The sequence below is a fragment of the Pseudomonas sp. Pse79 genome (genome assembly GCF_024519615.1).
Taxonomy (GTDB): domain Bacteria; phylum Pseudomonadota; class Gammaproteobacteria; order Pseudomonadales; family Pseudomonadaceae; genus Aquipseudomonas; species Aquipseudomonas veronii.
On the sequence record NZ_JALJRR010000019.1, the window covers coordinates 1 to 20,506 of the forward strand.

General features: G+C 63.2%; 18 protein-coding genes. 4 read left to right on the forward strand and 14 right to left on the reverse strand.

The window, feature by feature from the left end:
• Positions 1 to 98: 98 nt before the first annotated feature.
• Positions 99 to 1,067: a LysR family transcriptional regulator gene (locus tag NR164_RS21665; protein WP_017845908.1), complete on the reverse strand. Its 969-nt coding sequence runs from the start codon at positions 1,065 to 1,067 to the stop codon at positions 99 to 101.
• 182 nt (positions 1,068 to 1,249) lie between these two features.
• Here NR164_RS21665 and NR164_RS21670 point away from each other — a divergent pair, with 182 nt between their 5' ends.
• From NR164_RS21670 to NR164_RS21685, 4 genes are read left to right on the forward strand one after another with little or no spacing between them, the layout of a single operon-like run.
• Positions 1,250 to 2,761, forward strand: a complete 1,512-nt coding sequence (locus NR164_RS21670) for an efflux transporter outer membrane subunit (protein ID WP_201021908.1) — start codon at positions 1,250 to 1,252, stop codon at positions 2,759 to 2,761.
• 10 nt (positions 2,762 to 2,771) lie between these two features.
• Positions 2,772 to 4,973, forward strand: a complete 2,202-nt coding sequence (locus NR164_RS21675) for an FUSC family protein (RefSeq protein WP_079442886.1) — start codon at positions 2,772 to 2,774, stop codon at positions 4,971 to 4,973.
• A complete protein-coding gene (locus tag NR164_RS21680) occupies positions 4,963 to 5,163 on the forward strand; it encodes a DUF1656 domain-containing protein (RefSeq protein WP_017845905.1) in 201 nt (66 codons plus the stop codon). Before NR164_RS21675 ends, NR164_RS21680 begins: the two co-directional genes overlap by 11 nt.
• A 10-nt stretch (positions 5,164 to 5,173) precedes the next feature.
• A complete protein-coding gene (locus NR164_RS21685) occupies positions 5,174 to 6,034 on the forward strand; it encodes an HlyD family secretion protein (RefSeq protein WP_046484565.1) in 861 nt (286 codons plus the stop codon).
• 34 nt (positions 6,035 to 6,068) lie between these two features.
• On the opposite strand, the gene NR164_RS21690 is transcribed toward NR164_RS21685, so the two are convergent.
• The 13 genes from NR164_RS21690 to NR164_RS21755 all read right to left on the reverse strand — a co-directional run bounded on the left by NR164_RS21690 (position 6,069) and on the right by NR164_RS21755 (position 20,500).
• Positions 6,069 to 6,971 carry an HlyD family secretion protein gene (locus tag NR164_RS21690; protein WP_017845903.1) on the reverse strand — a complete coding sequence of 301 codons (903 nt, stop codon included), beginning with the start codon at positions 6,969 to 6,971 and terminating at the stop codon, positions 6,069 to 6,071.
• Complete coding sequence (locus NR164_RS21695) at positions 6,968 to 7,720, reverse strand: ABC transporter ATP-binding protein (RefSeq protein ID WP_079442887.1); 753 nt, start codon at positions 7,718 to 7,720, stop codon at positions 6,968 to 6,970. The genes NR164_RS21690 and NR164_RS21695 overlap by 4 nt, the downstream gene beginning before the upstream one ends.
• A gap of 7 nt (positions 7,721 to 7,727) precedes the next feature.
• Entirely contained in the window at positions 7,728 to 8,858 is a 1,131-nt protein-coding gene (locus tag NR164_RS21700) for an ABC transporter permease (protein WP_128191574.1), read from the reverse strand.
• Positions 8,858 to 10,204: an efflux transporter outer membrane subunit gene (locus NR164_RS21705; RefSeq protein ID WP_256823249.1), complete on the reverse strand. Its 1,347-nt coding sequence runs from the start codon at positions 10,202 to 10,204 to the stop codon at positions 8,858 to 8,860. The genes NR164_RS21700 and NR164_RS21705 overlap by 1 nt, the downstream gene beginning before the upstream one ends.
• Positions 10,205 to 10,514: 310 nt before the next feature.
• Positions 10,515 to 10,916 carry a hypothetical protein gene (locus NR164_RS21710; RefSeq protein WP_017845899.1) on the reverse strand — a complete coding sequence of 134 codons (402 nt, stop codon included), beginning with the start codon at positions 10,914 to 10,916 and terminating at the stop codon, positions 10,515 to 10,517.
• Positions 10,917 to 11,729 (reverse strand): SDR family oxidoreductase, encoded by an 813-nt coding sequence (locus NR164_RS21715; RefSeq protein WP_017845898.1) that lies wholly within the window; start codon positions 11,727 to 11,729, stop codon positions 10,917 to 10,919.
• Positions 11,730 to 11,743: 14 nt separating this feature from the next.
• Positions 11,744 to 12,208, reverse strand: a complete 465-nt coding sequence (locus NR164_RS21720) for a hypothetical protein (RefSeq protein WP_017845897.1) — start codon at positions 12,206 to 12,208, stop codon at positions 11,744 to 11,746.
• Between the two features lie 455 nt (positions 12,209 to 12,663).
• Positions 12,664 to 14,115: a mannose-1-phosphate guanylyltransferase/mannose-6-phosphate isomerase gene (locus NR164_RS21725; RefSeq protein WP_046384632.1), complete on the reverse strand. Its 1,452-nt coding sequence runs from the start codon at positions 14,113 to 14,115 to the stop codon at positions 12,664 to 12,666.
• Positions 14,116 to 14,336: 221 nt separating this feature from the next.
• A complete protein-coding gene (locus NR164_RS21735) occupies positions 14,337 to 14,993 on the reverse strand; it encodes an alginate O-acetyltransferase AlgF (RefSeq protein ID WP_104903881.1) in 657 nt (218 codons plus the stop codon).
• A 16-nt stretch (positions 14,994 to 15,009) separates the two neighbouring features.
• On the reverse strand, positions 15,010 to 16,194 hold the full coding sequence (locus NR164_RS21740) for an alginate O-acetyltransferase (RefSeq protein ID WP_046384630.1): 1,185 nt from the start codon (positions 16,192 to 16,194) through the stop codon (positions 15,010 to 15,012).
• 11 nt (positions 16,195 to 16,205) lie between these two features.
• Entirely contained in the window at positions 16,206 to 17,738 is a 1,533-nt protein-coding gene (locus tag NR164_RS21745; RefSeq protein WP_046384629.1) for an MBOAT family protein, read from the reverse strand.
• A gap of 195 nt (positions 17,739 to 17,933) precedes the next feature.
• The gene (locus NR164_RS21750) at positions 17,934 to 19,043 is read right to left on the reverse strand and encodes a mannuronate-specific alginate lyase (RefSeq protein ID WP_126587567.1); all 1,110 of its coding nucleotides are present in this window, start codon (positions 19,041 to 19,043) and stop codon (positions 17,934 to 17,936) included.
• Between the two features lie 8 nt (positions 19,044 to 19,051).
• Positions 19,052 to 20,500, reverse strand: coding sequence for an alginate O-acetyltransferase (locus NR164_RS21755; protein ID WP_046385355.1), 1,449 nt, complete (start codon positions 20,498 to 20,500; stop codon positions 19,052 to 19,054).
• Between the last annotated feature and the right edge of the window lie 6 nt (positions 20,501 to 20,506).

The following is a 20,506-nucleotide window of genomic DNA, read 5'->3' on the forward strand; positions in this document are numbered from 1 at the left end:
CCCCCGATAGCAGTGTGTCAGCCAATACATGCATGACTTCATTACCGCTATCGGGAGCAAGCCCCCTTCCACATTGGATCGCTATCGTCTGGCAGAAATCAGTTCGCCATCCGCACGCCGCCCAGGCTGCCGCTCAACTCATACGCGACCAATTCCGCCTGGTGCGCCGCGAGAATTTCCGGCAGCGAACCGCGCAGGTATTCCACCCAGGTCTTGATCTTCGCATCCAGGTACTGGCGCGATGGGTAAATGGCGTACAGGTTCAGTTCCTGGGAGCGATAGTTGGGCATCACTCGCACCAGCGTGCCGTTGCGCAGGCCTTCGATGGCGGCGTACACCGGCAACAGGCCGACGCCCATGCCGCTGGTGATGGCGGTTTTCATCGCATCGGCCGAGTTCACCAGGAACGGCGATGTGTTGATCGCGACACTTTCCTGGCCGTCAGGGCCGTTGAAGCTCCATTTATCCAGCAGGACCACCGGGCTGACCAGGCGCAGGCAGGCGTGGTTGAGCAGATCGTGGGGCCGTTGCGCGCAGCCTTTGGCCTTGACGTAGTCCGGCGAGGCGCAGGCGATGCTGTAGGTGATGCCCAGACGCTGGGACACGAAGCCCGAGTCCGGCAGTTCGCTGGCCAGCACGATGGACACGTCGTAGCCTTCATCGAGCAAGTCCGGCACGCGGTTGGCCAGGGTCAGGTCGAAGGTCACGTCCGGGTGAGTGCGGCGGTAGCGGGCAATGGCGTCGATGACGAAATGCTGGCCGATACCGGTCATGGTATGCACTTTCAACTGGCCGGCGGGGCGCGCGTGGGCGTCGCTGGCTTCGGCCTCGGCTTCTTCGACGTAGGCCAGGATTTGCTCGCAGCGTAATAAATAGCGTTTACCCGCCTCCGTGAGTGCAATGCGGCGGGTAGTGCGGTTGAGCAAGCGGGTTTGCAGATGGGCCTCCAGGTTGGAGACCGCGCGCGAAATGTTGGCGGTGGTTGTGTCCAGCTGTGCGGCGGCGGCGGTGAAGCTGCCGGCTTCGGCCACAGAACTGAAGGCGCGCATGTTTTGCAAAGTGTCCATGGGGTGTTCTCAAGGGAGATAGCAAATTGTGACAGAAAGTTACGTAGACCAGTGATCCCTACGAAGGGATTATCGCCTGAACGGTAATAAAGATTCACAGGAATACCAGCTTATCGTCATTCCCCTCGCGTCCTAGAATTACACCACCTACCCTGCATCACCCACCTCAGGAATTCGCAGCAGTGCCGCGTCGCATCAGCAGAGAGCTGAAGACTCTCAGTGTTTGGGCCTTATCGTTAGCAATCAGCGGCTGCATCGGAACCGGAGGAATCGCCCCCCAAGACCAGGCCCTCAGCGCCAATACCCTGGCCACCGACGAGGCGATCCAGAGCGCCGCCCGGGACGCCCACTGGCCCACCGCGCAATGGTGGCAGGCCTACGGCGATCCCCAGCTCAACCGCTGGGTCGAACTCGCGACCCACGACAGCCCGAGCCTGGCCATGGCTGCCGCGCGTGTGCGTGAAGCGCGGGCCATGGCCGGGATTGTCGAGTCGGCCGAGTCGTTGCAGATCAACAGCGACACCACCCTCAAGCGCCACAACTGGCCGAACGACCAGTTCTACGGCCCGGGTGCATTGAGCGGTTCCAACACCTGGGACAACAATACGTCCCTGGGCTTCAGCTACGCCCTCGACCTGTGGGGCCGCGAAAGCAACGCCACCGAGCGTGCCGTCGACCTGGCGCACATGAGCGTGGCCGAAGCACGCCAGGCCCAGCTCGAACTGCAGAACAACGTAGTGCGCGCCTATATCCAGCTGTCGTTGCATTACGCCAACCGCGACATCGTCGCGGCCACGCTGGCCCAGCAACAGCAGATTCTCGACCTGGCGAATAAACGCCTGAACGCGGGCATTGGCACGCATTTCGATGTGAGCCAGGCCGAAACCCCGTTGCCCGAGACCCATCGCCAACTCGATGCCCTGGACGAAGAGATCGCCCTGAGCCGCAACCAGTTGGCGGCGTTGGCGGGTAAAGGCCCGGGCGAGGGCGCGCGACTGCAACGTCCGACCTTGTCCCTCGGCGCGCCGCTGAAATTGCCGTCCAGCCTGCCCGCGCAATTGCTCGGCCAGCGCCCGGACGTGGTCGCCAGCCGTTGGCAGGTGGCAGCGCAGGCGCGTGGCATCGATGTCGCGCACGCCGGTTTCTACCCCAACGTCGATCTGGTCGGCAGCCTCGGCTACATGGCCACCGGCGGCGGCATGCTGGGTTTTCTGGCCGGCAAGAAATTCAACTACAACGTCGGTCCGGCCATCACCCTGCCGATCTTCGACGGCGGCCGCCTGCGTTCGCAGTTGGGTGAAGCCAGCGCCGGCTATGACATCGCCGTGGCGCATTACAACCAGACCCTGGTCAACGCGCTCAAGGGCATCAGCGACCAGTTGATCCGCCGCGAATCCATGGACAAGCAAAAGGGCTTCGCCGCAGAGTCGGTGGCCTCGGCGCAGAAAACCTACGACATCGCGATGATCGCCTACCAGCGCGGCCTTACCGATTACCTCAATGTGCTGAACGCCCAGACCCTGTTGTTCCGCCAGCAGCAAGTCGAGCAGCAGGTGCAGGCCGCGCGTCTGACGGCCCACGCCGACCTGGTGACCGCCCTGGGCGGCGGGCTGGGCGCCGGCAACGATGTTCCGCAAGACACCAAGACTGTCCCGAGCAAGACCCCGGCGGCGCTCGCCGTGTTCGATCACTGAGTAGGATTTGATGACTCCCTTGCCTGCACCGCTGCGCTGGCTGTATTCCCTTGAGTGGCGCCGTGGCTTTTTCGACTGGGCACGCAGTGACGGCGTGACCTGGGTGTACATCTTCAAGGTGCTGATCGCTGCGTTCGCCACGCTGTGGCTGGCCATGCGCCTGGAACTGCCGCAACCGCGCACCGCGATGATCACCGTGTTTATCGTGATGCAACCCCAGAGCGGCCAGGTGTTCGCCAAGAGCTTCTATCGCTTCCTCGGCACCTTGGCCGGGTCGGCGGTGATGGTGTTCCTGATCGCCTTGTTTGCGCAGAACACCGAGCTGTTCCTCGGCTCGCTGGCGATCTGGGTGGGGATCTGCACCGCTGGCGCCACGCGCAACCGCAACTTTCGCGCCTATGGCTTTGTGCTCGCCGGTTACACCGCTGCGATGGTCGGCCTGCCGTCCCTGGCCCACCCGGACGGAGCGTTCATGGCGGCCGTGTGGCGGGTGCTGGAAATTTCCCTGGGGATTCTGGTCTCCACGCTGGTCAGCGCGGCGATCCTGCCGCAGACCTCCAGTGCGGCGATGCGCAACGCGCTGTACCAGCGCTTTGGCGTATTCGCGCTGTTCGTCACCGACGGCCTGCGTGGGCGCAGCCAGCGCGAAACCTTCGAAAGCACCAACGTGCGCTTTATCGCCGAAGCCGTGGGCCTGGAAGGCCTGCGCAGCATCACCGTGTTCGAAGACCCGCACATGCGTCGGCGCAACGGCCGGCTCAGTCGCCTCAACAGCGAATTCATGAGCATCACCACGCGCTTCAACGCCTTGCACCAGTTGCTCGAACGCCTGCGTGCCGATGCCGCGGACCACGTTGTCGCCGAAATCAAACCGGGCTTGCAGGACTTGGCCGAGGTACTCGACGGGTTCTCCGGCCGCGCCCTCACCAGCCCCGACGCGGCGCGGCTGGTCAACCAGTTGAGCGTCTACAAGGACGGCTTGCCCGCCAAGGTCCGCAGCCTGCGAGCGATCTTCCAGCAAGGCAACCCGAGCGAAGACGAGCAGTTGGACTTTCATACCGCCTACGAGCTGCTCTACCGCTTCGTCGACGACCTGCACAACTACGCACAGACCCACGCCTCCCTGGCCGATCACAGCCATGCGCGGGAACAGTGGGACGAAACCTTCATCCCCAAAACCAACTGGCTGGCCTGCGTGGCCTCGGGGGTGCGGGCGTCGTTCATCCTGATCGTGCTCGGCAGCTACTGGGTGGCGACCGCCTGGCCGAGCGGCGCGACCATGACCATGATCGCCGCCGCCACCGTCGGCCTGTCCGCCGCCACACCGAACCCCAAACGCATGGCGTTCCAGATGGCGTGCGGCACCCTGATTGGGGCGCTGGTGGGCTTCGTCGAAATGTTTTTCGTGTTTCCCTGGATCGACGGCTTCCCGCTGCTGTGCGTGATGCTCGCGCCGGTGATCATCCTCGGCGCCTTCCTCGCTTCACGCCCGCAATACGCCGGGGTCGGCGTGGGCCTGCTGATCTTTTTCAGCACCGGTTCGGTGCCGGACAACCTCACGGTCTACAACCCCTACAACTTTATCAACGACTACATCGCGATGATCATCGGCATGCTGGTATGCGCGGCGGCGGGGGCGATCATCCTGCCGCCCAACAGCCGCTGGCTGTGGCGCCGCCTGGAACAGGACCTGCGCGAGCAAGTGGTGTACGCGATCAGCGGCAAGCTCAAGGGCCTGGCGTCGAGTTTCGAAAGCCGCACCCGCGACCTGCTGCACCAGGCCTACGGCCTCGCTGTCGGCCAGCCGCAAGTGCAACGCAACCTGCTGCGCTGGATGTTCGTGGTGCTTGAAGTCGGCCATGCGATCATCGAGTTGCGCAAGGAACAGGCGATCCTGCCGATCCACCCGGCCTACGCCGAATCCCAGCCCTGGCGCCAGGCGATCCGCGTGATGGGCCGCTCACTGGTGCGCCTGTTCCTGCAACCCAGCGCCAGCAACCTGGAGCGCGGGCTGATTGCCGTCGACCATGCGATCAGCCGCGTGCAGGCGACCGACGAACCCTTCGCGCCGCACTTCGATACCTCGGCCCTGCGCCGGGTGAAAAGCTACCTGCACTTCATCCGCACTTCGCTGCTGGACCCGCAATCGCCACTGGCGGCCTACAAGCCCCAAGGCGCGCTTATGTTGAAAGGAGCTGGGCATGCCTCGTGAAATCGCGTTCCACGGCATTTACATGCCGACCGTGACCCTGATGTTTTTGATCGCGGCGGGGTTGGCCTGGGCGCTGGACCGCTTCCTGGGGGGGTTCGATCTGTACCGTTTTTTCTGGCACCCGGCGTTGCTGCGCCTGAGCCTGTTCGTTTGCCTGTTCGGCGCCCTGGCGCTGACCGTCTACCGTTGAGAATGCCCCGATGAAAAAGTTTTTCAGCCTGCTCGCGACCTTGCTGGTTCTGGCTCTGGCGATCTGGATTGGCCGCACGCTGTGGGTGCATTACATGGAAACCCCCTGGACCCGCGATGGCCGCGTGCGTGCCGACATCATCAATGTCGCCGCCGACGTCACCGGCGAAGTGGTCAACGTGCCGGTGCGTGACAACCAGTTGGTGAAAAAGGGCGACCTGCTGATGCAGATCGACCCCGAACACTACCGCCTCGCCGTCAAACAGGCACAAGCCCTTGTCGCTTCGCGCAAAGCCACCTGGGAAATGCGCAAGGACAACGCCCACCGCCGCGCCGACCTCGACGCGCTGGTGATCTCCAGGGAAAACCGCGACGACGCCGGCAACGTCGCCGACTCGGCCCTCGCCGACTACCAGCACGCCCAGGCACAACTGGAAGCCGCCGAACTGAACTTGAAACGCACGCAAGTGGTGGCGGCTGTCGACGGCTACGTCACCAACCTCAACGTGCATCGCGGTGACTACGCGCGCATCGGCGAAGCCAAGATGGCCGTGGTCGATATGAACTCGTTCTGGGTCTATGGCTTCTTCGAAGAAACCAAACTGCCCCACGTCAAGGTCGGCGATAAGGCCGATATGCAGTTGATGAGCGGCGAAACCCTCAAGGGCCATGTGGAAAGCATCTCTCGCGGCATCTACGACCGCGATAACCCCGAGAGCCGCGAACTGATCGCCGACGTGAACCCGACCTTCAACTGGGTGCGCTTGGCCCAGCGCGTGCCGGTGCGGATTCATATCGATGAAGTGCCCGAAGGCGTGTTGTTGGCGGCGGGGATTACCTGCACGGTGATTGTCGACTCTATCCAGCACTGAACCTCTGTCGGGCTGGGCGGGTCGTGACGATTACCTACGGCCCAAACCGCACCAGCAGGCGCTGCCCCACGCGCAGAGACGGCGGCGCCGGCTGATCGAACGCCAATATGCATTCAACGGTACGCGTATTGGCCCTGACCAAGGCGTCGTCTTCCAGGGTGCTGTTGCCCAGTACCGCGCTGATCCGCACCACATGGGCGGTCAGCGCCACTGAACCATCGGCGCTGTCATCGGTGACTTCGGCCTTCATCCCGGGGCGCACCGCACCGGTAAATGACTCGTTGAGCTCAGCCCTTACGATACGCGCCTGGTTCGGCAACAAAACGAAAGCCGGCCCGGACTGGGCAGACACTGCGGCACCGGGTTGAATCAGGCGCCGAACCACCTCGGCGTCGACCGGCGCACGCAGGCTGCGTTGCGCCAGTTCGTAGCGTGCCGCCGTCAGCTTTCTCGCGGCGACTTCGGCGTCTGTCTGAGTCTTTTCAATCTCGTCGCGCAAGCGCTCGGCGGCCTCGTGGGCCCCATCGGCACTCTGGCTGTCGCCGGCGCCTGCCTTGGCGGCGGCGGTCAGGCGGCTGGCCTGCTGCTCGGCGAACTTGAGCTGCCTTGCCAACTGTTTGGCTTGGATCTGCACTTGGCGTTGCTCGGTCAGTGCGGCGGCGACGGCCAGTTGCGCCAGTTCACTGTCCAGAGTGGCGAGCAGTTGGCCTTTCTTGACCTGCTCGCCTTCCGTCACCTTGATCTCGGCGACTACGCCGTCGCGACTCGCGCCGAGCTTGAGCAAACCGCCTTCCACATCGATACGGCCGCGCGCGACGGCCAGGTAGGTTGGCGCCGTTGACGTCGGCGTGGAAGGCGCATCTTCACGGGAGCAGGCGCTCAGCAATACAAGTGCGGTACTCAGAAGCAGCCAAGAGCGAAGCGGGCGCGCGTTCATACAGAGTGTTCCTGGGTTCCGACCATAGCGGCCGGTTGGAAGGGAAGGGATTGATCGTTCAAAATGCGGCCGTCTTCTATGGTCAGCACGCGGTCGCAATTACTGATCAGGCGCGGATCGTGGCTGACGCACAGCACCGTGGTGCCACGCGTGCGGGCGATGCGGTGCAAAATATCGATCACGATCTGGCCGTTGGCCGCATCGAGGGCGCTGGTCGGTTCGTCGGCGAACAACAACTCGGGGGCCTTTGCCACGGCGCGTGCAATCGCTACGCGCTGCTTTTCGCCGCCGGACAATTCGGCCGGGCGCAGTTGCATGCGCGAGCCCAGCCCGACGTCCTCCAGCGCCTCAATGGCGCGCGCTCGGACTTCCGTGCTCGGCAGCCCCAGGTAGCTCAAGGGCAACTCGACCTGTTGCTGCGCAGTCAACGCCGGAAACAGGTTGAACCCCTGGAATACGAAGCCGGTGTGGCGTAGGCGAAAATTCTCCAGGGCCCGCGTGTCGAGGCTTGAAAGGTTGTGCCCCAGGGCCGATGCGCTGCCGCGGTCGGGCTGCTGCAGGCCGCTGAGGATCGCCAGTAGCGTGCTTTTGCCACAGCCGGACGGGCCTGAGATCAGGGTCAGTTCGCCGGGCCGTATCGCCAGGGTAATGTCATGCAGCACTGGGGTTACGACCCGCCCCGAGGTGAACGATTTACTGATACTGCTGGCTTGCAGCGTGAAGGGTGTGGCGGATGTCAGGAGACTCATGGCAGTGCTATCTCAGAAGGCTGGCCGGGTCGGCGTGGCGTAAGGTGCGGATGGCCGCCAGGCCCGACACGAGTGCCAGGAGCATGCTCAGGCACAGGCAGGCGAGGGCCGCGACGGGCGAAAGCTGCACCGGCACGTTGTAGTGCGCCGCCAGGGCGAAGAACAGGCCGGCGAGCACCGAACTGCCCAGCAGCCCCAGTGCCCCGACCCAGAAAGCCTGCTCCATGACCACTTTGCGCAGGGCGTTCACGCCGACGCCAAGGGCGTTCAAGGTGGCGTACTCGCGGATGGAACCGACGACCGCGGCGACCAGCGTCTGGCTGGTGATGACCGCGCCCACCAGGAACACAATCGCGGCCAGAAACAGCACGCCGGCACCGGCACCGGTGTCGAACATCCAATACATCTGCGAGCGCTGGGCGAACTGTTGTGCGGTCCATACCGAGTAGTTGCCGAATGCAGGGCCGTCGCTCAGGCGCGCGGCAACCGCACCGGCCTGAGCGGGATCGCGCACTTTGGCCACCAGGTAGGTGATGCGGTCTGCCGCGGTGGTGGTGTCGAGCTGCCGGGCGGTGGCCAGCGACGCCAGCACATTGACCCCGCCCAGCGCGCGCAGGCCGCTGGTGACGCCCACCACGCGCACACGTTGCCCGTTGATGGTCGCGGCGTCCCCCAGGTTCACGCCAAGGGTGCTCAGATCGGCGCGGTCGACGATCACCGCACCGGGCTCGGCCAGGCGGGCGCGCAGTGCCGTCGGCAGGGCGCGCGCAAACATCAGGCCGTCTGGCCCGGCGTCGATGCCGCTGACAAACACCGACACGCCACCGGTATCTCGCGCACCGCGCCAATCGGCGTCGACCCAGCGAAACGACTCGACACGCAGGACATCGGCGTCCATGCGCAGGCGCATTTCCACGCCGGCATCGATCGGTCTTCCGAGGTTGACGCTTTGCGTGCCGGGGTAACCGACCCAGAGGTCCGCCGTAGAGCCGGTGATATAGACGCTGGCACTGCCGAAAATACCCAGCACCAGCGCGGCCTGGAGCAACTGCAGCAGCCCCGCGAAGCCTACGGCAATCATCGCGGGCAGGAAGCGCCGCCATTCGTGGATCAGTGTCAGACGGGCAAGCGCCACCATCAGTCAGCATCCTTCACTGTCGGGTTCGGTAACGGTGCGCCGCCCAGGGCTTTATAAAGCGCGATGTAGGCGATGTCCCGTTCGGTGCTGGCGCTGTCGGCCTGTCGCATGGCTTGCAGTGCCTGCACATGGGCGCTCGTCAGCTCCAGTGGGCTCATGAGCCCCAGGCGCTCGCGTTGTTGCAAGGCCTCCAGGCGCGTCTGCGTCGCCTTATGGGCCTGGCGCGAGGCGTGCTCGCGCAGGCGCGTTTGTTCGAGGTCGCCCAGGGCGATTTCGGCTTCGGCAACGCCTTGCAACACCGCCTGGCGATAAGTCAGAACCGCTGCCTGCAACAGGTGGTCTTTCGCGCGGGCGGTGGCGATACGTTGGCCCCAGTCGAACAACGGGATGCTGATCCCCGGCCCGGCCGAGAAAATACTGTTGCCGCTGGGCGTGCGCTTGCGGTTGCTGGCAATGTTCAGCGACCACTGCAACGAAGCGCCCAGGCTGAGATGCGGGTAGATATCGGCGCGGCTCATCCCCAACTCCCCGGCGGCCACAAGAACCTCGGCCTCGGCGCTGGCAATTTCCGGGCGTGTGCGCAGCAGGTCCGCCGGCACGTTGTTGAGTTGCCACTGGCCGAGCGTGGGCTGCGGTCCGGGCTGCAGCCAGCGCGGGTCGGGCTCCGGCCGACCCGACAACAGCGCCAACTGCTGGGCATGGCGGTGGATCCGTTGTTGCGGCCCGCTCAGCTGCATCTCGGCCCGCGCCAGTTCCGCCTCGGCGCCCGCCACGTCAGCGTGCGGCGCCAGGGCAAGTTGCTCGCGCACACGCAGCAGCGCCAGTTTTTCCTGCTGAGCGTCACGAATGGCCGTCAGCGCGCGTTCGGCGTGTTGCGCCGAACGCAGCTCAACCCAATGCCGGGTGACTTCGGCGACCAGCGACACCTGGACGCTGCGCAAGTCGGCGGCCACCAGCGCCTGGTTGCCCTCGGCGATGCGATCCGCGCTCTGCCTGGCGCCGAACAGTGGCAGTTCCCATTGCGCATCGAAGCCGATCAGGAAGTACGAACTGCTGGTGTCGGGGCTTATCGCGTCGTGGGTCTTGATCCCGAGCGAGGGCAGATAGGGCGCTTGGGAATGTTGGCTCAGCACACGCGCAGCCCGCAGGCGCTCGACTGCGGCGGCGACGTCGAGGTTGTTGTGCAATGCCTGATCCACCAGGGTATCGAGTTCAGGATCATTGAAGGCGTGCCACCACCGATTGAGGTCGGGCTTGGCCGGCGCCAGTGGGGACGGTGCATTGCGCCATGCCTCTGGCGCGGGCGGTTTCAACGCGGGCAGAGGTGCGACCGAACAGCCTGTCACCGCAGTTAACCCCAGTGACAGTGTGAGCAGCGTCCGACAGGCGCGCGATTTGTTTAAAGGCTTGATAGGGGTCACCCAAGAGGTACCGGAACGGCTGTGTCGAATCGACGCGAACAGCGATCAACGACAAGCTAGGTATGAGGTCTGAGCGTGTTGAGTCAGAAGTCAGCGCGTCACTCTAGCGAGAGTGTCCGTTCAGTTCTGTAGCGAAATTGTATTGCCGCCAATGAGCGGGGGACTCAGGGCGATGGGCTGTGCGCGCAAGCGGGGGGAGGCTTGCGCGCATACTGGCGGGGTGTTGCCTGGCGGTTCAGGCCTGGCAGTACGTCTCGTGCAAATGGCGCCACAGCAGTGCGCCGCTGGCCTGTTTCTCGAAGACCACCGTGGCGCGGCGATCGGTCTGGGTGCCGCTGTCGTCGATCTGATGTTCGCGGTAACTGACGACGGCGCCGCGGGCATGCCGGTCAATGCCGCTCAGTTCGCTCAAGGTGATCTTCAACCCTGGCCGCTGGCCGCCCAGGCGGGTGAACAGGTAATTGACCCCAGCGGCGTTCATGCGTGTGCCGGTGGAGGGCGCAATCATGCTGAACTCCGGCGAGAAGCGCGCGAGCAGCCTTTGCAGCGTGCCTTCAGGCGCCACCCCGGCGAACCATTGTTCGATCTCGACGTGGGTCTGGATCACTTCCTCGAAAAAGTCGCTGTAGTCGATCATTTATAAACTCCTATTCAAACCAAAGCGTCGCTTCAATACGTTTTCCAACAACCCTTTGGGCAGTAACGCCGCCATCAACGGCAGTGCCCGACTGCCATTGCCCGCGCGCAATAAGCGGGGCGGTGTCGGTTGTTGCACGGCGTTCAGGACCTGGCTGGCAAATCGGCTGGCCGGTGTCGGGTTGTCCTGGGAGGCCCGGGAGCGCGCGCGGATGCCTTCGCGCAACGGCCACCACGGCGATTGTTCGTTGATCAACAGCTCCGCCTGGGCCCCGGCGTTTTTCGCAAAGCGGGTATCGATTGCGCCCGGTTGCACTTCCATCACCCGCACGCCAAACGGCGCCAGTTCCATGCGCAGGGCATCGCTCAAGGCATGCACGGCGGCTTTGGAGGCGCAGTAGGCGCCAGCGAATGGTGTCACCAGCACCCCGGAAACGCTGCCGATATTCACCACCAGGCCTTTGCCGCGACGCAGCGCGGGGAAGAACGCCTGGGTCACTCCGACGATGGAAAACACGTTGGTTTCGAACTGACACTGCAGCGCCTCGGTGCCGCCATCGAGCAACGGGCCCATGGCGCCGTAGCCGGCGTTGTTGACCAGCACATCCAGCTCGCCCCACTGCTCGGCCAGGTGCTGCAAGGCGGCGCTGTCGTTGACGTCCAGTTGCACCGCGTTGAAGCCGGCGGCGGACAAGCGGGCGACGTCTTCCGGTTGGCGGGCGCTGGCCCACACGTCGAAGCCGGCGGATTTGAAGGCCTCGGCCAAGGCGCGCCCGATGCCGCTGGAGCAACCGGTGATGAGTACGTTGGGCATGGATCGGTCCTTTGTCAGTCCGAGAAGCTGCCTTGCAAATGCTCGGCGCGAAATTCCAGGGTTTGCGGGCGGTAGCCAGGGCGCAACGGCGGGGTGGGCAGGCAGTCGTCCCAGGTGGCGCCGGCCTGCAACTCGCCGGGGCCGCGATAGCGTGGGGCAGCATAGACGTTGTCGGCCAGGTTGACCGTATCGCCCGGCGCATAGGCAGCGACGCGCCAGCGCAGTTCGGTCAGCGGTACGTCGTTGCCGTTGTTCAGGGTCAGCTTCAGTGGGCGGTCGGCCGGGCAGTCCTGCGGGGCGTAGACAATGCGCAGCTCCAGGCGCGCCAGTTGCGACGCTTCACGATTGTCCAGCCACACCACCCATACGCCCACCAGCCCCAGGCCCACAGCGGCGGCCAGCGATACGGGCAGGGCTTTGGCCGGATAGCGCAGCAGCAGGACCAGCCAGGTGATGATCAGGAGAACGCCGAAGAACATGGAGACCACCTCGAATAGGGAACGAGCATCCTAACTTAAGCGTAGGTGGGATTGGCTACCTTGAGTGCTGCGGTGGCCGGGCGGGGCTCATCGGGGGCAAGCCCCCTCCCACCTTTGATCTGTGAATACATTCAAATGTGGGAGGGGGCTTGCCCCCGATGAGGCCCTCACAGCCAGCACAAATCCCAAACAAAAAGCCCCCACCCACCTTTGATCTGTGAATACATTCAAATGTGGGAGGGGGCTTGCCCCCGATGAGGCCCTCACAGCCAGCACAAATCCCAAACAAAAAGCCCCCACCCACCTTTGATCTGTGAATACATTCAAATGTGGGAGGGGGCTTGCCCCCGATGAGGCCCTCACAACCAGCGCAAATCCCAAACAAAAAGCCCCCACCTAAGCCACTGCGGATAGGGGACGCAATGACCTGGGCGAGGGCTTCTTTTACGACTGTTTTACTGCGCGATCGTTTTCACCGACACGCCACGTTCCACCGGCGTCGAGCGACCATAGATATCCTCAAACCGCTCGATATCGTCTTCGCCCAAATAGCTGCCCGATTGCACTTCGATGATCTCCAGCGGGATCTTGCCCGGGTTGCGCAAGCGGTGTACCGAGGCGATCGGGATGTAGGTGGACTGGTTCTCGCAGAGCAGGAACACGTTCTCGTCACAGGTGACTTCGGCGGTGCCGCTGACCACGATCCAGTGTTCGGCGCGGTGGTGGTGCATCTGCAGCGACAGGCACGCGCCCGGCTTGACTGAGATGTGCTTGACCTGGAAGCGCCCGCCCATGTCGACCGAGTCGTAGGAGCCCCACGGACGGTAGACTTCGCAGTGGTTCTGGGTTTCGCTGCGCCCTTGTTCGTTGAGGGTGGCGACCATCTGCTTGACGCCCTGGACCTTGTCCTTGTGGGCAATCATCATCGCGTCCTTGGTTTCCACCACCACGATGTTTTCCAGGCCGATCACCGACACCAGCTTGCCGTTGCCGTGGATCATGCAGTTCTTGCTGTCCTGGATCACCACGTCGCCTTTGGTGACGTTGCCGTTGACGTCTTTATCGTTGACCGCCCACAGCGACGCCCAGCAACCCACGTCGCTCCAACCCGCGCTCAGCGGCACCACGCAGGCGCGCTGGGTTTTTTCCATCACCGCGTAGTCGATGGAATTGTCCGGGCAGCAGGCGAAGGTGGCTTCGTCGAAGGTCACGGTGTCGGCGGTCTGCTCGCTGCGTTCGAGGGTCAGCACGCAGGTGTCGTAGATGTCCGGGTCGTGCTTTTTCAGCTCTTCGAGGAAGCGGCTGGCGCGGAACAGGAACATGCCGCTGTTCCAGAAGTAACCGCCGCTTTTGACGAACTCGACGGCGCGTTTTTCATCGGGTTTTTCCACGAACTGTTGCACGCGGCTCACGCCTTCGGGCAGCAGCGAATCGTTGGCGGACTTGATGTAGCCATAACCGGTTTCCGGACGGGTCGCCGGCACGCCGAACAGCACCATCTCGCCACGCTCGGCGGCCACGGTGGCCAGGGCCAGGGCGCGTTGCAGGGCTTTCTGGTCGTCGATCACATGGTCGGCCGGCAGCACCAGCATCAGCTCATCGCGGCCTTCGTTGACCAGCATCATCGCGGTCAGCGCCACGGCTGGCGCGGTGTTGCGGCCGAAGGGTTCCATCAGGATGCGCTGGGCTTCCAGCTTGCGCACGCTCAGTTGCTCGTTGACGATGAACCGATGGTCTTTGTTGCAGACCACGATTGGGGTGTCCATGCCATCGAATACCAGGCGCTCCAGGGTTTGCTGGAACAGTGTGTGCTCGCCGGTCAGGGCCAGGAACTGTTTAGGAAACTGTTTGCGCGAAAGCGGCCAAAGACGTGAGCCGCTACCACCGGAAAGGATTACTGGGATCATGCTGTTTCTCCTTGAATCGATTTGGGTCAGAGCTACGAAGGTTTGTCGTTCCACTCTTGTTTTTGTCTCGGTCCGAACTGACGCCTCTGCCCTCTGTAGGAGCGAGCTTGCTCGCGAAGAACTTCCAGACACCGCGTACATCCAGAATGCCCGCGTTATCGTTGGCGATTTTCGCGAGCAAGCTCGCTCCTACAGTGGGTTGCTGTCAGTCCGAGAAATGTTTAGCGGGTCGACACGGGGCGTTTCACCCACACTGGCGACAGGCTTGAACCGGAGCCGGTGACATACAGCACCGCCGCCTCACCACGCTCCAGGGCTACCGGTTTCACGTCGCCGACTTTCTTGTCGCCGTCGTACAGCGCCAGGCTGACCTTCACCGGGTTGATTTCACGCTCGCCACGGCCTTTGGCGGCGACGGCCTTGACCACGTCGGTCTTGCCGTCGGCGGTTTTCAGGGTCAGGGCCTTGTCGCTGAGGTTCTGCACGCGCACCAGGGATTTCTGTTTGTTCTTGAACGGCGGTTCTTCGATCAACTGCGGCTGGCCGCTGCTGTTGTTGACCAGGGTGTAGTAGTGGTCGGCGGCGAGCTTGACCGACACGGTCTGGCTGCCCACCTTGGCGCTGTAGTCGCCGCCGGGCATGAAGCTGAAGTCGCTGCTGGCCAGCGGGGCCACTTCGCTCAGGTTGGTGGCGCCGACGGTGGCGCTGACTTCCTGATTGGAGGCGTTATAGACACGCACGAAGCTCGAGCCTTTCGGTGCGACAGGGCCGTACAAGGCGGCGTCACCGCCGGCGAAGGCGGACATCGATACAACGCTCATGCCGGCAACCAGGGCCAGGGTCTTGGCGAGACGACGCGGAGTAGTAGTGAAAGTCATGTGAGTTACCTCTCTTTCAGTTTTGCGCCCGTTCGGGCGTCTCGGATTTTGGGTGTTTAGCTGGAGTGTTCAGTGCCATGTTCTGTTGGCGCGCACCGGCTTGTTTGAGTTGCGCAACCCACTGCGGGTCGGCATCACCGATTTCGTTGTTGACGGGCAGATAGCGTTCGGGGAACTCCCAGATCAGCACCTGGGGCGGGCGGTTCTTGAAGTCATCGCTTTTGAGGTAGCTGAGCATCGGCAGGATCGGGCCATGGCCGTCTTCGGCGTAGCTGATCACGTCGCTGCCCAGGGCTTGCTTGAGCGCCCCGACGAAGTTCCAGTTGGGGTTGGCGCTGTAGCTGGTGCCGACCAGTGCCACCGGGGTTTCGCTGTCGCTGAACAGCGCGTCGTCGCCTTTGGTTTCGGCCAGGTGCGTGACGCGTTTTTCCAGCGGCTCCTTGGGCGGCATCAGGTTTTCGAACAGCGGGTCGAGCGGCAGGAACAGGCGCAGGTCGCCCTTGTGCGGTGCGGTTTTCTCGGCTTCGGTGACAAAGCGCTGCGGTTCGCCGCTCAGTGGGGCCTTGTCGGCGATCGCCTTGGCCAGTTGCTTGGCGGCGATTTCGGCACCGTCCGGGGTCCAGTGGGTGTCGGTGCGCAGGAACACTTGCTGGCCGCCGAGCTTGGCCTGTTGCAGCGGGCCAAGCAGGTCGGGGGCGAGGATCTTGTCGGCGGCGACACGGGCGTGGAAGTCCTGGTACAGGTTGGCGTGGATGCTCGCCGGTTTCACGTCACCCAGGTGTTCCGGGTACAGCCGCACCTTGGCCGGCACGATGGCGAGCACCAGTTGAATGCCTTGGGCCTTGAGCTGCTGGCGCACGCCTTCGACCAGGGCGTAGTTGCCCTCCAGGTTCTGCTCTTCGTTGACGGCGGGGTTGAACTCCTCGTCGCTGTACAGCCAGTGATCGCGGCCCAGCACTACGCCGGGGCGGCCTTCATTGAACAGCTTGTAGTCCAGCGCAGCCCAGAGGTTGGTGCCCAGGCGCTTGATCGGGAACTGTTCGTCGTAGTGGGTCTCGACGGCTTTGGTCCAGCGGCCGTTGAGCACGGTGGCGTCGGCATTGGTGCTGAAGCCGAAGAAACCGCGCAACGACCAGGCGCCCAGGGCGAGCAGCACCACCAGGAACAGGCTGATATAGAGGACGCGCAATGATCGGGTCATGGTCGGCTCCCTCAGAATTGGAAGTAAAGGAACGGCGAGAAACTCTGCGCCGACAGTTTCAGAATCGACGCCACGAACAGCAGCAGCACCGCCGCGCGCATGGCGTAGCGTGGCCAGTCAGCGGTCCAGTAGGCCGGTTGCACGGCGGCGTCTTTGCCCACGGTGAAACCTGGCTGGTGGATGCTGCCCGGGTCGTCGCCCGGTACGGCCTTGATCAGGCTCGGGTCGGCCGCCTTGGTTTTCTCGGCAGGGCGGTTGCTGTAGAAGTCGCGCAGGCCAAAGAACGCCAACGTTGCGTAGGCCACCACCAGGGTCGCCACTTGCAGGCCGGTGAGGCTGGCGCGGTTGAGTTCCGACAGCGACCATTCGCCAAAGCTGAACATCGCGCCGTACATGCGCCCGGCGACGTGCAGGTTTTCGGAACGGAAGATCACCCAGCCCATCACCACCAGCAGGAAGGTCAGCGCCCAGCGGATCGGGTTGAAGCTGCGCGGCGAGGTGTTCAGGCCGATGGCTTTCTCGATCGCCAGCCACATGCCGTGCCAGGCGCCCCACACGATGTAGGTGATGTTCGCGCCGTGCCACAGACCACCGAGCAGCATGGTCAGGAACAGGTTGCGGTAGGTGATCAGCGTGCCTTTACGGTTGCCGCCCAGGGTGATGTAGAGGTAGTCGCGCAGCCAGGTCGACAGGCTGATGTGCCAGCGCCGCCAGAACTCGGTGATCGACTGGCTGATGTACGGCTGCTTGAAGTTTTCCATGAAGCGGAAACCCATCATCAAGCCCAGGCCGATGGCCATGTCGCTGTAGCCGGAGAAGTCGAAGTACAACTGCGCGGTGTACGCCAGCGCACCGAGCCAGGCATCACCGGTGGTGGGGTTTTGCAGGGCGAAGCAATGGTCGGCCACCACCGCCAGGGTGTCGGCGATGAAGACCTTCTTGATGAACCCCTGCATGAACCGCGTACAGCCTTCGGAGAACTTGTCGAGGGTGTGGGTGCGGTTGTTGAACTGGTCGGCCAGGTCGCGAAAGCGCAGGACGGGGCCGGCGATCAGGTGCGGGAAGATCGCCACGAACGCGGCAAAGTCGATGAGGTTGCGCGTGGCCGGAGTGTCGCCGCGATACACGTCGATGATGTAGCTGATGGACTCGAAGATGTAGAACGAGATCCCGATCGGCAACAGTACGTGGGTCAGGATGAACGGCTCCAGGCCCGCCGACTTCATCATCACGTTGATGCTGTCGACGCCGAAGTTGGCGTACTTGAAGTAGCCGAGGATGCACAGGTCGACCGCCACGCCCAGCAGCAGCCAGCGTTGCGCCGGCTTGGTACGCACGCCGGCGGCACCGACCTTGAGGCCGATCCAGTAATTCCACAGCGTGACGGCGGCGAACAGCGCCAGGAAGTCCACTCGCCACCAGGCGTAGAACACGTAGCTGGCCAGTAGCAGCAGCAGGTTGCGATAGCGTTGCCCGCTCAAGTAGTACAAGCCGAGAAAGATCGGCAAGAACAGAAACAGGAACACATTGGACGAGAAAACCATCCCGATCTCTCCATGTTTAACCAACAGTCAAGGGCCGCAGCCCCCCCAAACCCCCCCACGAATCCGGGGGGAGGTTGTATTGCTCAAATGTGGGAGGGGGCTTGCCCCCGATGGCGGTGTAACAGTCGCCATCTGTGTTGAATGACACACTGCTATCGGGGGCAAGCCCCCTCCCACATGTCTAACCGCGTTTCGTCAGCTGCCTTTGTTGCCTTTTTCGTGCGTCGGGTCGTAGACCTTGGTCAGGTCGCCCCCGAGGCGGAAGGTCTTGAACGGCTGCATCCCATGTTTGCGCTCGAGCACATCCGGCGCGCAGGTGTAGAGGGTGCAGAAGGGTTCAAGCCAGGCGAATTTCATGTCTTCCTTGAGGTCCTTCATGTCCTGCTCTTTGCCGTTCTTCTGCTCGAAGATCTGCGGGTCCTTGACCCCGGCCAGCACCTTGTCGCCCAGGCGTTTGAGCGCGCCGTTGTTTTCCTGGCGCAGGTCCACGCCGTTGACCAGGGCAAAACTGGCGATCATCGACAGCGGCGGCAGGGCGTAGTTGTGGTACGACAGCGCGCGTTGCTGGCGCTTCAGTTCGTTGGGCAGGAAGCCCTGGTCGTCGACCTGGTTGGCGCCGACTTTGTATTCCTTCACCGCCCAGTCAAACAGGTCGCGACGGTTGGTGGCGATGGACGTCGCCATCACCGACCAGGCGGCCCAGTAGGAGTGGTTGTTGGTTTTTTCCAGCGGCAGGTTGTCCCAGTCGCTCACCACCTGATCGGCCAGCCGGTTGAACCAGGCTTCGATCAGTTGCGATTCCTGCTGATGGTTGGCCAGCGGGTGCGAGTCGGAGAACTTCAGGCGCACATAGGCCGAGGCCATGCTGCCCAGCGCCCATTTGCGCATGGATTTGCCGGTGTGGTTGAAGTCCTTGGACATCAACGCATCCGCCTTGGCCCAGCTGGTCAGCCAGTTGAGTGTGCATTCCAACTGTTCCGGGCGACCGTCGCGCATGAACTGCATCACGCGCTTGCTGGTGTCTTTTTCCAGCTTGGTGATGTCGGCGGTGCTGTCGCGGAAGGCTTTTTCCGACTGCACGTTCAGCGTGGAACGGGCCTTGTCCGAGCCTTCGTACTTGCTGCGAAACTGCAGCGAGCCGGTGTACGGCGCCGGCATGGCGTCGCAGCCGTCCTTGAAGTCGCCGGTCTTGAACGCTTCCACCGGGGCGAAATAACCCTGGGGCGGACGCAGTGGCGCGGCGGCATTCACAGAACCGGCGAAGATCGCCAGGCCCAGCAATGTGGGGATCAATAACTTCTGCATAGGTAACCTCATTGCCCGAGTGAGGCAGTCTTCTGACCGCCGCTTGGGAATACGTTGCGTGTGCAAATTTTCGCTTCGACTTTCTGCGCGGCAGCACCCGCTTCGGGGCCCTGCACTTCCACGGCCAGCAAGTTCTGCGAGGCCCAGTCTTCGTCGGTGCGCAGTTCAAAGGCGAAACGCCCGTCTGTATCGGATGTTTCGGGTTTTTCGATTTTGATGTCCTCGTGGCGCCCGTTCATGTACCAGAGGGTGGCTTGCAAGGTTTTCACCGACGGGTCGGCGAAGCGGATGTCGACCTGATGGTTGGCGTTGCGCAGGTCTTTGTTCGAACTGTTGACCAGCAATTCGTTCTTGCCGGGTTTCAGGGTGGCGCTGGCGCTCATCTGCGCGGTCTTGCCTTCGCAGCCGTTGTCCAGCAGCGCCATCATCTGGCGGTAGATGGTTTCCTGGTCGAGGCGGTACAACGGCGAGAATTCCCAGATCAGGATTTTCGGCGGGGTCTTCTGGAACTCGTCGCTGCCCAGGTACTGGATCATCGAGCCTTCCAGGCCACCGCCGGGGAAGGCGACGTTGAGGATGTCTGCGCCGATTTCCTGTTCGAGGAAGCCGGCGAAGTTGTAGTTCTTGCCGCTGTGGCTGGTACCGACCAGGGTGATCTGCGGGTTGCCCGAATCGCCGAACAGGTCGCCGTCGCCGGCTTCGCCCTTGGGTTCGGTGGTGAACTGGTCCATGTACTGGATCGCGTAGCTGGTGCCGCACAGTTGCCCGGCCATGTTGTGCAGGGTGCCGGTCTTGCCCATGCGCCCGGAGCGCTTGGTTTCGAATTCGCGCTTGGGAATCTCGGCGAACTCGGGCATCGCGCGCACTTTGGCACCGACGATTTTCGCAGTGCGCTGGGCGCCGTAAGGGGTCCAGTGTTGGTCGCCGCGGAAGTAGAAATCGTGGGCCGGCAATTCATCGGGCAACTGCTCGTTGGTCAACGGCGACAGGTCCGGCACCACGTAGCCCATCTTGGCGAAACGGCCGAGCATGCTCTTGTAGTTGCCCAGGGCCTTGTCGAAATCGAACGCGGCTTTCTCTTCGGGGTTGAGCTTGTTGCGGTTCACCAGGCCACGGGTCGGCTGGTAGACCACCACCAGTTCCACGCCCTTGGCCTTGAACGCATCGTGCAGCTGTTGCATGCGTTTGTAGCCGGCGGGGCTGGTGTCGAATTCGGTGCGCAGGTCTTCCTGGGTACGGAACAGCCAGTCGCCCTGGGCTTGCACCAGGGTGGTGAAGTTCTGCTGGTAGCGCGTGGTGTAGTTCTTCGCGTCGTGGGCCGCCGGGCACAGGCTGCAGCACGGTTCGGCGCTGAAGGTCGGCGCCTTGATCTCGTCGGCGCGTACGCCCTGGCTGGCCGCGAGCAGGCCGAGGGTCAGACCCGAGAGGCTCAACAGTTTGATCATGTGTGGGTGCATAAGGGT